At 59.6% G+C, this 13,790-nt stretch carries 12 protein-coding genes; 8 read left to right on the plus strand and 4 right to left on the minus strand.

Going from position 1 to position 13,790, the window contains the following annotated elements:
• Positions 1 to 1,310: ParB/RepB/Spo0J family partition protein (locus QN395_RS19920; RefSeq protein WP_323492799.1), on the minus strand; the 1,310-nt coding region annotated here is incomplete at its 3' end.
• A gap of 40 nt (positions 1,311 to 1,350) precedes the next feature.
• Between QN395_RS19920 and QN395_RS19925 the strand changes: the two genes are divergently transcribed.
• A complete protein-coding gene (locus tag QN395_RS19925; RefSeq protein WP_323492800.1) occupies positions 1,351 to 1,713 on the plus strand; it encodes a hypothetical protein in 363 nt (120 codons plus the stop codon).
• A gap of 503 nt (positions 1,714 to 2,216) precedes the next feature.
• Here the strand turns inward: QN395_RS19925 and QN395_RS19930 are convergent.
• Positions 2,217 to 3,044, minus strand: coding sequence for a DUF932 domain-containing protein (locus tag QN395_RS19930; RefSeq protein ID WP_323492801.1), 828 nt, complete (start codon positions 3,042 to 3,044; stop codon positions 2,217 to 2,219).
• 193 nt (positions 3,045 to 3,237) lie between these two features.
• Between QN395_RS19930 and QN395_RS19935 the strand changes: the two genes are divergently transcribed.
• Positions 3,238 to 3,441, plus strand: coding sequence for a hypothetical protein (locus QN395_RS19935; protein ID WP_323492802.1), 204 nt, complete (start codon positions 3,238 to 3,240; stop codon positions 3,439 to 3,441).
• 173 nt (positions 3,442 to 3,614) lie between these two features.
• On the opposite strand, the gene radC is transcribed toward QN395_RS19935, so the two are convergent.
• Positions 3,615 to 4,121: a RadC family protein gene (gene radC, locus QN395_RS19940; protein WP_323492803.1), complete on the minus strand. Its 507-nt coding sequence runs from the start codon at positions 4,119 to 4,121 to the stop codon at positions 3,615 to 3,617.
• A gap of 598 nt (positions 4,122 to 4,719) precedes the next feature.
• Between radC and QN395_RS19945 the strand changes: the two genes are divergently transcribed.
• From QN395_RS19945 to QN395_RS19970, 6 genes are all read left to right on the plus strand, one after another.
• Complete coding sequence (locus QN395_RS19945) at positions 4,720 to 5,040, plus strand: helix-turn-helix domain-containing protein (protein WP_323492809.1); 321 nt, start codon at positions 4,720 to 4,722, stop codon at positions 5,038 to 5,040.
• A gap of 75 nt (positions 5,041 to 5,115) precedes the next feature.
• Positions 5,116 to 6,147: an AAA family ATPase gene (locus tag QN395_RS19950; protein WP_273121871.1), complete on the plus strand. Its 1,032-nt coding sequence runs from the start codon at positions 5,116 to 5,118 to the stop codon at positions 6,145 to 6,147.
• 82 nt (positions 6,148 to 6,229) lie between these two features.
• On the plus strand, positions 6,230 to 8,623 hold the full coding sequence (locus QN395_RS19955) for a S8 family peptidase (RefSeq protein WP_323493130.1): 2,394 nt from the start codon (positions 6,230 to 6,232) through the stop codon (positions 8,621 to 8,623).
• Positions 8,624 to 8,705: 82 nt separating this feature from the next.
• The gene (locus QN395_RS19960; protein ID WP_323492805.1) at positions 8,706 to 10,781 is read left to right on the plus strand and encodes an ATP-dependent endonuclease; all 2,076 of its coding nucleotides are present in this window, start codon (positions 8,706 to 8,708) and stop codon (positions 10,779 to 10,781) included.
• A complete protein-coding gene (locus QN395_RS19965; protein WP_323492806.1) occupies positions 10,774 to 12,540 on the plus strand; it encodes a UvrD-helicase domain-containing protein in 1,767 nt (588 codons plus the stop codon). The genes QN395_RS19960 and QN395_RS19965 overlap by 8 nt, the downstream gene beginning before the upstream one ends.
• A 34-nt stretch (positions 12,541 to 12,574) precedes the next feature.
• Positions 12,575 to 13,165, plus strand: a complete 591-nt coding sequence (locus tag QN395_RS19970; protein ID WP_323492807.1) for a hypothetical protein — start codon at positions 12,575 to 12,577, stop codon at positions 13,163 to 13,165.
• 93 nt (positions 13,166 to 13,258) lie between these two features.
• Here the strand turns inward: QN395_RS19970 and QN395_RS19975 are convergent, their stop codons facing one another.
• Positions 13,259 to 13,708 carry a nucleotidyl transferase AbiEii/AbiGii toxin family protein gene (locus QN395_RS19975; protein WP_323492808.1) on the minus strand — a complete coding sequence of 150 codons (450 nt, stop codon included), beginning with the start codon at positions 13,706 to 13,708 and terminating at the stop codon, positions 13,259 to 13,261.
• Between the last annotated feature and the right edge of the window lie 82 nt (positions 13,709 to 13,790).

Consider the following 13,790-nt stretch of genomic DNA (forward strand, 5'->3'; position numbering starts at 1 on the left):
AAAATCGTTCTGAACAAGCCGATAAAATGGAAAAATTTGGACGCTGACAGGTGGTAAATATTGAACGCTGTTTGACATGCCTTGGCCTCGCTCTCACGCAGCAGGCCGCGATGGATGGCGATTTCGCCCGCGTGATCGACAGCTACGATAGCCCCGGCCATCGTCAGCACCTCGGGTGCAAACACCAACAGCGATTGCTCGATGATGTCGAGTTCCGCACCAAGTTTGTCGCTTTCCTCATAGAGGGGCGAGGCTTCTTCCTCCGCGATGTCCTCGGCATCGTCGGCATTCAGCTTGTCGTCGATGGCCTGTTGCCGCGATTGCAGCTTGGCGATGCGCTTGGCCTCGCTCTTGTTTGGCGTGCGCCGCTCACGGCGGGCACGCTGGAAGCCGTGCAGTTCCGCCGATGTGATGCGTGGCACCGTTTCGACCCATGCCCAACCTTCTGCACGGGTACTGTCCGCAGCGGCTGCAAGTTTGTCTCGCGCCAATGTATCCAGCAATGCCGCATCGGAGAGGAACACGCCCCGTGTGTCGTCCGAGAACAGGTCGCGCCGCACCCCACCGCCTGCGGCCTCGTAGGTTTCGATGCCAACGAAGCGCGCCAGCGCATCGCGCGTGGCGTCGATCTCGCGTTCGGTCAGGTGTTCGCGCAGCGCCTGTGCGCTACGCTGCCACTGCGGCGCGTCATAGAATGCCGCCTCCTGTGCGCTGTGGTCGTCCGTGATGGCGAGCGCCATCAACTGGTCGAGTGTGACAGTATCGGCGCGATAGTCGGCCAGCAGACGCGGCGAGACATTCGCCAGCTTCAAACGGCGCTGCACCACAAGCGGTGTCACACCAAAATCAGCGGCAATATCTTCGACAGGCCGACCTTCGGCCACCAACGCGGCGAACGCCTCGAACTGCTCGCCGGGGTGCATGGCTTCGCGCTGCACGTTCTCGGTCAGGCTCACGGTACGTGCCGACGCATCCGGCACCAACAGGCAAGGCACTTCATGGGTCTTGGCAAGCTTGCGCCGCTTCGCCAGCAGCTTCAACGCTGCCAGACGCCGCTTACCTGCGACGACTTCGTAATGCTCACCATCGCTCGACGCGGTGACAGTGAGATTTTGCAGCAGACCGACGCGGGCAATGCTTGATGCAAGCTCGGGAATCGACGCGCCGCCGCTCTTGCGCACGTTGCGGCTCGAAGGCCGCAACTGCGACAGCGGAATCAGCAGCAGGTCGTATGCCGCAATGGTAGCTGCGGCAGGGGTAAAAACTGCCGCGTGCAGTGCTTGGGTTTCTTGATGGGTAATGGTGTTCATGGTGATAGCTCCTATCCCTCGCGGGAGGTTGAAAATAAAAATGGATGAAGAAAAATTCGTTGTCGATTTCACGGTGTCGATGTCTGCATGCGCTGCCTCCTGTGGTTTCAAAGCTGACCGGATTCCAAGATTCGGAGCCCGTTGTGGCTTTGGTTGGTTCGGCGCAGAGACCTGGGCCGGTCCCTGTTTGCCGCCGTCTTTCCTGAGTTCATCGCCCGCGAAAACCCGGGCCAGCGAGGGACTGGCTGTCAAGGAAGAAGCGCCGGGTTGGTGCGGCCCGCAGCGCAGCGAGGACACGGCCCTGCGCGCCTTGACGGCCAGGCACTGCGGGCTACGGTCGCGGGAAATAGCGATGAACTTGGGGAAAGACGAAGAGCGGTCGATGGGCCAGGGGATGCGCTGAAACCAACGCCGCGCGGCAAGCGCCACTGCGTGCCAAAGGCACGCCTAGATGGATGGTTGACCGATCAGGTGCCACCTGTTCGGCGGCATTGCAGGGGCGCCAAACACAGTGCGGCGGGGATGGGCTGCACAGCCGATCCCCTGGAGGGCAAACGCAGTGCGCAGGCGTCAGCCGACCCCAGGGAGGGAACGATGGAAGCCCGAGAGGGGCGAGACGCTATGGCGGCTCGATGCCATGCACGACAGCGCGGCCCGGCCGTGCCGGGAGACGCAAAAACAATTCAGACAGGAGCGTCGAACTGCCCAATGCGAAGCATCTGGCACCTATCGGTTGGTTCCTCATGCCAACGATGGCGAACACTTACAGCCATCGAGTGGTCGCGTAGCGACCGCCGCCGTGCGCCCAGACGGAACGGATGGGCGCACGGCGGCCTGGCCGCCCGCCGTTGCCCCGTGTGCCTCCAATGTCGAGGGGGCATTGCGCCCCCTCGTTGATTCAGCCGGTCAAGCCTTGAGCCGCTTCATGCCTTCGGCCAGCATCCACAAAGCCCGGTTGATCTTGACGTTCTGGTCAATGCCTTGAATGGGCCGGGTGCTGTGCCTGCGTCCGGTGGCGGTGCGTCCGTGCAATCCGCCTTGCGTCAAATTCTCCTGCACGCGGTTATAAGCACTCCACAAATCGGGCCGGTCGTCATCGCGGCGGCGCGGCGTCAATAGTTGCGATTCGGTGATGGGTGCGGGCGTGGTCGGGTCATCGTACTTGAGGGACAGCGCCGCATGGGCAAACACTTCGGCCTCGCCTCGGTCCAGCGTAATGGCGCGCATCTCGTCGCGGCGTTCGCGCACAAGGTCGAAACCGTCCAGTACGTCAAACGCGCCTTCGATCACTTGTCCGACCACATCGCCTTTATGTGGGATGCGCAAATCGGCCACGGTATCGCCGCACACCAAGCCGTTTTTGCAGACGAAGCGGAACATGCCCGCCAACATTTGATAGCTGCTGGTGCCATCGTGCGAGTTCAGCAAAATGATTTCGTTGGCCTCCGCGCCATTGATCTGGTCGGCATGGCGCAGGCGCACCATGTGCTTGGTGTGCTCGCGCTTGCCTTCATCGCGCACACGGGTCTGGCAAACCATAAAGGGCTGGAATCCTTCCTTGCGCAGTTCGGACAACACCGCGCCGGTGGCAATGTAGCGGTAACGGTCTGAGCGGCTTTCGTGCTTGTCGTCGGCAAAGATGGACGGGGCCACGGTGCGGATTTGGTCATCCGACAGCGGATGATCGGCGCGCAGCACGGGGGAGCGGGAAGCGAAACGGGAACTGAGTTGCATGGTCTTTCTCCTGTGATTGAAGCTGTGGTTTCAAAGCTGACCGGATTCCAAGATTCGGAGCCCGTTGTGGCTTTGGTTGTTTCGGCGCGGAGACCTGGGCCGGTCCCTGTTTGCCGCCGTCTTTCCTGAGTTCATCGCCCGCGAAAAACCGGGCCTGCGAGGGATTGGCCGTCAAGGAAGAAGCGCAGGGTTGGTGCGGCCCGCGGCACAGCGAGGACTCGGCCCTGTGCGCCTTGACGGCCAGGCACTGCGGGCTAAGGTCGCGGGAAAAAGCGATGAACTTGGGGAAAGACGAACAGCGGTCGATGGGCCAGGCGATGCGCTGAATCCAACGCCGCGCGGCGAGCGCCACTGCGTGCTGCAAGCACGCCTGACTGGAAGTAAGCAAAGCGCGTAGCGCGAAAACTGCACCGTGTACTGGCCGATCAGGCGCAGCCTGTTCGGCGGTCCTGCGGGGCGCCAAGCCTGCGCGGCGGGGTGGGCGTCAGCCGACCCCTGGAGGCAAGCGTAGCGCGCAGCCTTTACTGCACGTCAAGGACGCAGCAAAAAAAGGGGCAATGCCCCCTCGGGCTACAACAGCCCGCGTTCGGCAAAACTCAGGATATCGCCACCAGCGACGATCAGGTGATCCAGCACTCGCACGTCCACCAGCGCCAGTGCCGACTTCAGCGCCTGCGTGAGCATCTCGTCGGCGCGCGACGGTTGGGTTGAACCGCTCGGATGGTTATGCACCAGCAGTAACGCAGCGCTGTTCCTGGCCAGGGACTCCTTGACCACCTCGCGCGGATACACCGATGTCTGGCTCACCGTGCCGCGAAACATCTCGACGTATTCGATGACACGGTTCTGTGCATCCAGATGGATAACGGCGAACACCTCGTGCTCCAGTGCCCCCAGCTTCACCCGCAGGAAGTCGCGCACCACCTGCGGCGAGTTCAGGACCTCGCAGTCGCGCATTTGTCCTGCGAGTACACGCTGCGCAGCCTGCAACACCTCGTCGGCATTGGCAGGACGGTAGTCGCCCGTGACATCGCGAACGAGAAGGGAAGAATCGAGAGAATGAGTAAGTTGCGACATGATCGTGCTCCAGTTCGAATCGGGCGGAATTGCCTGGAACCGGAGGAACACGCCGCAGCGCAAGCAGTCAGGGGTCGCAGACGGCCGCATGGACGCCAGCGTGCAGCGCACGCGCAGCCCTTGACGGCGAGAACGGCGTGGTACATTGAAGGGAACAGCAAGACCACCCCACACACTCCACCGCCTTAACGGCAAGCGGCGCGCGCAGGCCCAAAGGGCCGGAGGCGTCAGGGATCAATGCCGAATGGCCGTGACTCGGCACGAGGCGCGGGGCAACGCCCGCGAGCCCGACGGCGGCTACGCCGGGACGCCCGGCATCGCTCAACAAAATTCACTGCACAGTAAATATTGCTGTTTTGTCGAATATCGGTAGGGAAAAATTAAAACGGCAAATCGTCGTCGGGTGCTTTCTACCTGACCGACGCTATAACGGCTAGTCTGAGTGAGCAACAAGGGTGTCCGCGCCTGCATATGTTTAATCACGTTATGCTTGTCAGGCTATACCCGGACGGATATAATTCCCGGCACGAGGGCACCAATTGCTCTGAACGCGGCCAAAATATATGGTTGCCTCACGTGGGTTAAGCCGGAGATCATGATGCGAAGCAGCGAAAACCATACAGGGACGGACAACGTGCTTGTCGATCTGGGGATCGACGGCGGAGAAGAGTTGTCCGCGAAGGCCGTGCTCGCTGTCAAGATCAATGACTTGATCGACCAGCGCGACCTCAGCCAGACCGAAGTAGCCGCCATCATTGGTATGACGCAGCCCAAGGTGTCCCAGGTTCGGCGCTATAAGCTCCAGAACATTTCCCTTGAGCGTCTAATGCAGGCGCTCGTATCGCTCGACCAGCACGTCGAGATAGTGATTCGACCTGCACGCTGCACCGATTCCGCCGGCATTACGGTGGCCGCATGAAGGACTCGCTGCTTGGCATCGACGGGGAGAGTCTCCTCGGACGTGCTTCCGCACATACTTCAAGGGAGGGACGGCATGGCTAGCGCGGAACAATTGAAAGCTCTGGTGAAGTCCCATATCAGCCGGGATGACGGTCAGTTTTATTCCGTCGCCATGCAAGTGGCCGCCCACGAAGCCAAGGTCGGGCACGGAAAACTGGCGGAAGAACTGCGCGATATGATCGATGCAGCGAAGGCCCGTGTGGTACCGGGCGAACCAGGCAAGCTGGTTCCACTTGCCCGACCGCGCGGCGAACTCGCCAATCTGCTCGGTGTAACTTACCCAAAGAATCGGCTTGCGGACATGGTGCTTGATGTGCAGGCATCGGAGCAACTGCACCGCATCTTGAAGGAGCAGCGCCTGTTCGCGCGTATTCGTGAGCATGGCCTGTCGCCGCGTCGCAAATTGCTTTTGGTGGGGCCTCCCGGTACGGGCAAAACGATGACGGCATCGGTGCTGGCCGGCGAGCTGGGCGTTCCTTTGTTCCTGGTGCGGTTGGACGCGCTTATCACCAAATTCATGGGCGAGACCGCTGCGAAGCTGCGTCAGGTTTTCGATGCGATTGCTGAGGTGCGTGGGGTCTATTTCTTTGATGAGTTCGATGCGATCGGATCGCAGCGTGGGCTAGCCAACGATGTCGGCGAGATTAGGCGTGTGCTCAACAGCTTTCTGCAGATGATCGAGCACGACGAGTCGAACAGTCTCATCATCGCCGCAACCAACCATCCGGAAATTCTAGACCACGCCTTATTCCGTCGTTTCGACGACATGATCGAATATCACCTCCCGACAGTGGCGCAGGCGGGCGAACTAATTCGCTCGCGTTTGGGCGGTTTCGTACCTAAACCGTTCCCGCTCAAGGTACTCGCCGCTAAAGCCGAAGGGCTTAGCTACGCTGAGATCCGCCGCGCCGTAGATGATGCGATTAAAGAAGCGGTTATGCATGACGAAGAACGCACCACGCAAGAACGCCTGAGTCTCGCGTTGCTGGAGCGCCGACAGCTCAGCCAAAAGCTGGCAAATAACAATAAGACAACGTCCAGCCATGCCGGATCAACCTCACGATAAGCGTCCGCACCTCGTACTGCACAACACGGCCAAGCCGCTTGCGTTCACGGCGCACACACCCAATGGGGGTGGGCGTAAGACCGTGCCTGAACTGCCTCGACAACAGCATGGCCAATCGCTTCGGAACCAGCTCACTGCATTGAAGCCGGTTGCCGCCGCCACGATCGCCGCGCAGCAGCAGCAAGGACTGGAAGGCGGGCTGGGCTTGCAGATCCAGTTTGTCAGCCAACCCGAGGTCGAGCTGGCCTTTGAGAGCCTTGCGAACAGCACAAAGAAAATCGAACTGCTTAGTGTTAGCAAGGAAGGTGATATCACTTTCGCCAACGTATTTGTTCCCGATGGCCAGTTAGAGCATTTTGAGAAGTACGTAACTGCATACCTCGAAGAAAAGAAGAACAAGAACGGCGACGCCATCGACCACCGCCCCTTGCTCGACACCATTGCATCGATTCGTGTTGCGGAGTTGCGTGCCCTGTGGACGGACGATCCCGCGCTGCTACCCGCAGACCCGGCCGCAGCATTCTGGTGGGAGGTCTGGCTTCCAGCGCGCGCAGTCGGCCAACGCCAGAATGTGGTGGCGGATTTTAAGAAGGTCGCGGAGCTGGCCGGTTGCGTCGTTGGCCCTGCACAGGCCAATTTTCCGGAACGCACGGTCTTGCTGATGTACGGCTCACAAGAGCAGTTCTCCGCGTCGGTGATGACGCTCAACTGCGTGGCGGAACTGCGCAGGGCCAAGGATACGGCTGAATTCTTTGACGGCATGGGCGTGGACGAGCAGCGGCAATGGGTGAATGACCTGGTGGACCGCACGCAATTTGCAGGCGATGGTGATGAGGTTCCCTATGTCTGTCTTCTGGACTCGGGGGTCAACCGTGGTCATCCCCTGCTGGCCCCTTTTTTGGCGGGCGGCGATCTGCACACGGTCGAACCGGAGTGGGGTGTGGATGACCGGGCAAATCACGGCACCGGGTTAGCCGGTCTGGTGGCACACGGTGACCTGACAGACAAGCTCGGGGCTAATGATCTTTTTCGCACACAGCACCGTATCGAGTCGGTCAAACTCACGCCAAATGATGGCGCCAACCCAGGCACTGCGAAGCATCATGCTTATCTGTTCGCCGAAGGGGTAAGCCGCCCGGAGATTGCAGCGCCACTGCGCCGTCGCGTCTTCACATCGGCCGTAACCGCTTCGGACTATCGAGATCGCGGACGTCCATCGTCGTGGTCGTCCGCTGTGGATAGATTGGCGGCTGATGCTGACGGGGCTGGACAGTTTCCCAGGCTCTTTATCCTATCGGCAGGAAATACCAACCAGCACGATGCCTGGATGGCCTATCCCGCCAGTTTGTCGACCAACTTGGTCCATGATCCTGGGCAGGCGTGGAACGCCATTACCGTGGGTGCATGTACCGAAAAGATCGATACCGAAGATGCTGCCGTTGAGGCCATTGCTGCGGAAGGTGGACTGAGCCCCTACACCACCACATCACGGACTTGGGACGGTGCTTGGCCACTGAAGCCTGACGTGGTGTTGGAGGGCGGCAATGTCAGTCGGGATGCGTTCGGCGCTGCGGGCATGCCGAGCCTCAATTTGCTCACCACGCATCATCGCCCAGACGAGCGCTTGCTGACGACGACCAATGCGACGAGCGCCGCTTCGGCCCTGTGCGCACGGATGGCGGCACAGCTCATGAGTGCTTATCCCGCACTGCGTCCGGAAACGATTCGTGCCCTGATCGTCCACTCTGCCGAATGGAGTGACGCGATGCGGGGGATGTATCTGCCCGTCAATCGGCCGGCGAACAAGAACGACTATGTCGACCTGATCCGCCACTGTGGGTGGGGTACGCCTGATCTGGAGCGTGCGCAGTGGAGCGCGAGCAACTCGCTGACCCTGGTGGTTGAAGACTTGGTCCATCCCTATGTGAAGGACAAAAAGAAAGGGATCGTGAGTCGTGACATGAACTTGCATGCGCTGCCGTGGCCCAAAGAGCAATTGGAGGCGTTGCAGAACGCCAAAGTGCAGATGCGCGTCACCTTGTCGTATTTCATTGAACCTAATCCTTCCGCGCGCGGTATTGCTTCGAAGTTCCACTATCCGTCGCACCGTTTGCGTTTCGATGTTCAGCGCCCGCTCGATGCGACCACGGAGGACTTTGTTGCACGGGTCAATGCCGCCGCTGAGCGGGAAGATGATGGCGACCCGGTCAACCCAAAAGATCCAAATTGGTACTTGGGCGATCGGCAGCGCCACCGAGGCTCCTTGCATCAGGATGTTTGGGAGGGGACTGCCGCCGAACTCGCCAGTCGAGGCTTCATTGCGGTGTACCCATCGGCCGGATGGTGGCGCACGCGGCCCGCGCTGGAGCGTTACGACCTGCCGGCTCGTTACAGCCTGATCGTGTCGATTCGGACCGAACAGATGGAAGTCGATCTGTACAACGCGATCGCGCAGCAGATCGTCATCGAGGTCTAATCGAAATAATGTCATTGTGCCGTCGGTTTAATGATCTGAAATCCTCTGGCTTCATAGACATGGGAATGGGGAGAAAAATTAAATGCGCATCAAGCATGTAGAGATTGAAAATTTCAGACTCCTGCGGAGTGTCGCGATAGGATTAGAAGAGCGGACGACGCTGATCGTCGGCCGCAACAACAGCGGCAAGACCTCAATAGCTGAGCTGTTCCGTCGGCTACTTTCCGAACGGACTCCGACGTTTCGGCTGGAGGATTTCTCCCTCGGCTGTCATGAATGCTTTTGGACAGCATTCGCTGCGTTTCGGGCCGGCGCAGATGCCTCCGATGTGCTCGGACACCTCCCGTCGATCAGAATCACCCTCGACATTTCCTATGATGTAGATGCGCCCGATCTAGGGCCGCTCAGCGACTGCATCATTGATCTCAATCCAGACTGTTCAGAGGCGCGGCTGGTTCTCACTTTTGGTCCGCGATCGACGGCAATCGAATCACTGTTCGCCGGGATCGTCGCGGCCGGCGAAGATATGGCCGCCGACCGTATCACTCTGTTTCGCGCGCTCGGGAGCCGGTTGCCGGGCGCTTATGCATCCTCACTTGAGGCGGTCGATCCTAACGATCCAACCAATCGCAAGACCCTAGAGCCGAAGACGCTCACCGCGCTGGTTCGCGGTGGCTTCATTAACGCGCAGCGGGGATTGGACGATGACACCCACCGCGAGCGCGATGTGCTCGGCAAAGTCGTCGAAGTGCTCTTCCAGTCGGCATTGACTGATCCACTTGATCCGGAAAAACGCACGACTGCCGAACAGTTGAAAGCGGCGGTGGAGCAGATCCAGGGTGACCTGCATGCCGGCTTTAATGCGAAGCTGACTTCCTTGCTGCCCACGTTCGATCTTTTCGGCTATCCGGGGTTAGCCGACCCCGGCCTAGTTACCGAAACCAGCTTTGATGTTGATAAGCTGCTCAATGACCACACCAAGGTTCGCTATTTGGGTGTGAACGGCGTCACATTGCCCGAGACATACAACGGCCTCGGGGTGCGCAACCTCGTTTATATGCTCCTGCAGTTGCTGCGCTTCTTTCGCGAGTATCAGGCGACCCCGGCGGCGGCTGGGGTGCATCTAGTTTTCATTGAGGAGCCGGAGGCCCATCTGCATCCGCAAATGCAGGAGGTCTTCATCCGCCAGCTCGACCAGATCACGAGCGCGTTCGTGGCGCAGCTCAACGAGAACCGGCCTTGGCCGGTGCAGTTCGTCGTGTCCACCCATTCACCGCACATGGCGAACGAAGCACGTTTCGAATCCATGCGCTATTTCCTGTCAGTGCCGGATGGCGAAGGCCTACGCCGGTCGGTTATTAAAGATTTGCGACAGGGAATGGGCGACGCGCCAGCGCCCGACCGGGAGTTCTTGCACCAGTATCTGACACTGACTCGGTGTGATCTGTTCTTCGCCGACAAGGCCGTCCTCATCGAGGGCACCTCGGAGCGGCTCCTGCTTCCGGCCATGATTCGCAAGACTGACGCCGCCGCTGCCGGCGAGCCACAACTGGCGAGCCAATATTTAACGGTGATGGAGGTCGGGGGCGCTTACGCGCACCGGTTTTTTGATCTTCTGACCTTCCTTGAATTACGCACACTGATCATCACCGACATCGACGCCGTGAAAGCCAACGAGAAAGGGAAGCGCGTGGCAGTGCCCGTTGCGGGGGGCGAATTCACGAGCAACGGCTGCATCAAGGCTTGGTTCGAAAATGATGTTTCGCCAGCCGCATTGCTGGCGAAGACGTCGGTCGAAAAAATGGTCGGCGTTCGCCGACTCGCCTACCAAATCCCCGAGGCAGACGGCGGGCCGTGCGCGCGTAGCTTTGAAGATGCGTTCATTCTTGCAAATCCCGGCCGCTTTCCACTTGGCGATGGGGATGCTGCGGAACTCGCCTATGAGCACGCCGCAGAGCAGAAAAAGTCGACGTTTGCGTTGGAGCACGCTATCGAGCACACGGACTGGAACGTGCCCCGCTACATTTCGGAGGGCTTGCGCTGGTTAGCTCACGGCAACCTTGCCGCCCTGGAGCCGCCACCCGCTGTCGCTGTCGCAATCGTTGCCGAAGTGGTCGGTGTCGCCCTGAATGTCGCTGAGGAAGACGAGAATGGTTGATGGTGTCGAAAGTCCCGCCGATGCCGCCGGCCGCGTCGCGCTTGAACGGATGTTTCTTTGCCTCGACGAGGGGAGGAGCTTTCGTTTGGAGGCAGGCGCCGGTGCGGGCAAAACCTATTCGCTCGACAAGGCGCTTCGTCGACTGATTGACCAACGCGGCTCAGAGCTTCTTCGCCAGCGTCAGCAGGTTGGTTGCATCACATACACGAACGTCGCCAAGGACGAGATACTTTCGCGTATCGGAGCACATCCGGCGGTGCGGTCAGAGACCGTCCATGGCTTTTGCTGGTCAATCCTGCAGGATTTTCAGACGACCCTGCGCGCGATTGTGCCCGGATTGCCCGGATGGGCGGAGAGGTTGGTGCCAACTGGTGGCATCGGCGCTCGACGGGTGCACTATGAGCTTGGCTTCCCAAGCGTGGGGGAAGAGCAGGTCACGATCCGGCATGAGGATGTGCTTGCACTGATGATTCACGTCATGGCACTGCCGAAGTTTCGGGCGGTGCTAACCGCACGTTACCCGGTGCTCCTGATTGACGAGTACCAGGACACCGACGCAGCGTTTGTTGACGCACTTAAGATTTGGTTTCTCGATCGCGGCGAAGGGCCACTGATTGGGTTGTTCGGCGATCATTGGCAGAAAATTTATGGCGACGGATGCGGCTCGGTTGAGCATGCCGCGCTTGAGGTAATCGACAAGAACGCCAATTTCCGCTCGGTGGCCCCGATCGTGCAGATGCTGAATCGTATGCGCCCCGATCTGCCGCAGATGGTGAGTGACCCTGACGCGCCAGGCGAAGCGCGCGTATTCCACACCAATGCATGGCAAGGAGTCCGGCGCACGGGACAGGGCGGCGGCCACTGGACAGGCGATACCAGCGCCGACGCGGCCAGAGCCTATTTCGGTCACATCAAGAGACGGCTCAGCGGCGAGGGCTGGGATTTCGCAGTTGGGAAGACGAAGATACTCATGCTCAGCCATAGCGTTCTGGCTCGCGAACAGGGATACGCGAGCATTCCGCCGATTTACGGTCAGTTCAACGACCCCTGGCTGAAGAAAGATGATCCCTATATCAAGTTTCTGACCGACCAGCTTGAACCGGCTTGCGCGGCGTTCGAAGCGCGGCGTTACGGCGAGATGTTCGAGTGCTTCGGCGCGGGCATGCCGCGTATCCGCAAGCACATGGACAAGGTCGCATGGGCTGACGCGATGGTGAAGTTGATCGCGCTACGGCTTTCTGGATCGATTGGTGAGGTGATCGACTTTATCGCTGCGCAGCCACACATGCGGCTTCCCGAGGCGGTGGAGGAACGCGAAAGAAGGCTGGTGGAAACGGGGCCTGAACCTGTCGAGGGAGAGTCACGGCGTGTCACCCAGTTGCGCAAGCTGCGGGCCGTCTCTTACGCTGAGGTTATAGCGCTAGACCGATTCATTGATGGCCATACGCCGTTTGCAACGAAACATGGCGTGAAGGGCGCCGAGTTTGAGAATGTCCTCGTGGTCGTCGGCAGAGGCTGGAATAAGTACGATTTCGCCCAGATGCTCGCATGGAGCGACGCCGGCCCACCGGCCGACAAGTTGGAGTTTTACGAAAATAATCGAAATCTTTTCTACGTCGCTTGCTCTCGGCCGAAGGTTCGCCTAGCGCTGCTCTTCACACAGTTTCTGAGCCCAAATGCCATGACCAAGCTGACGGATTGGTTCAGCGCGGAAAATGTCGTCGCGCTGCCCGGCCAGCCTGATGAGGCACTGGCATGATCGGTCCCGCTATACGTGCCGGAGGGGCGGTTTAGTGGAGGCCGGGTCCCCAACGGATGGGCTCGACTTCACGGGGCTGACTGCACTGGCCGCGAGCAATGTGCAAGCGGCCATCGCGAGTGGTGACAACTTCCATGGTTATATTCCGTCGGAAAGCCTTGAGTTCATCGTTCGGAACTATCGCCGGCTCGCATCTATGAAGGCGCTCGAAGCGGCGTGGCTGGATGCTTATGTGCATGCGTCCAATTTCAAAGAGTATGGCGTTGAGATGCTCAAGGCTGTGTTCGATGCATGCGACCGAGATCGTCTGCTTGAACTCAAGCCAGTAGGCAATTTGGGCGCTGTGGCGGCAGGTGGTCGGGTGACCCTGTTTCGCGGCTGCGCCGGTTCTGTCCTTAGCATGGGAATGTCGTGGACCACATCGCTCGACAAGGCGATCTGGTATGCGGCCCATCACGCGGAGTTCTACGATCTGACGGATCTTGCGGTCTACGTGACAACGCTGCCAGTGGCGGAGATATATTGCCGGCTCGACCACTACGATCATGATTTCATCGCCTATCCGCGTCAGGCGTGGCGCGTCGATGTTCCGGTCGAAGAATACCGATTGGACCGTCCTCGCTGAATGGATAACCGGTAGTTTGGCCGAGAAATCGCTGGTCATCAGCGTGTGTTCGTCGAATTTCGTATCCGATGCTCGATGGATATCAATTGAATTTCATTGTGGTGGTTGTTTTGCATTGGCCCTTTGTTGGATCGCTTGGCATCGCTCCATCAGAGATTCAAATGGCTCCGCGTCATCGAGGAATAAGCCGTCATCGACCATGTGTTGATAGTCGGTTGCCAATTTGGCCAACGCGCCGTCATCCGGTACAAGCTGGAGCCCACCTGCGACCGCTGCGTGATAGTTGATGGCGTCGCCGCGCGTGTTCTTTTCTGCAAAGAACACGCTCTTGTGATCAGCAACCGCGCGGGCGAGAGCTTTGTCCGCGATAGCTGCGGCGGCGAAGCCGGCAGCGTCCAGCCTCGTCACGTCGTGCCAGTGACGCGCGAAGCGGTCACCACCGCGAAACTCGCCCTGCGCGCAAAAAACGTGTATCGCCGTGGCCTTCTCCCAAAAGGTGCGCTCGGCGCGCATAACCTGTGGTGTCGCGCTGGGAAACTCCACCCCTTGCTGTCAAACAGCGTGCAATACTTACCAGATTAGGGGTGGAAACAGCGTCCAAAAGTTTCCACCCTAGTGTGTCACC

The organism is Undibacterium sp. RTI2.2 (assembly GCF_035018705.1).
Lineage (GTDB): Bacteria > Pseudomonadota > Gammaproteobacteria > Burkholderiales > Burkholderiaceae_D > Undibacterium.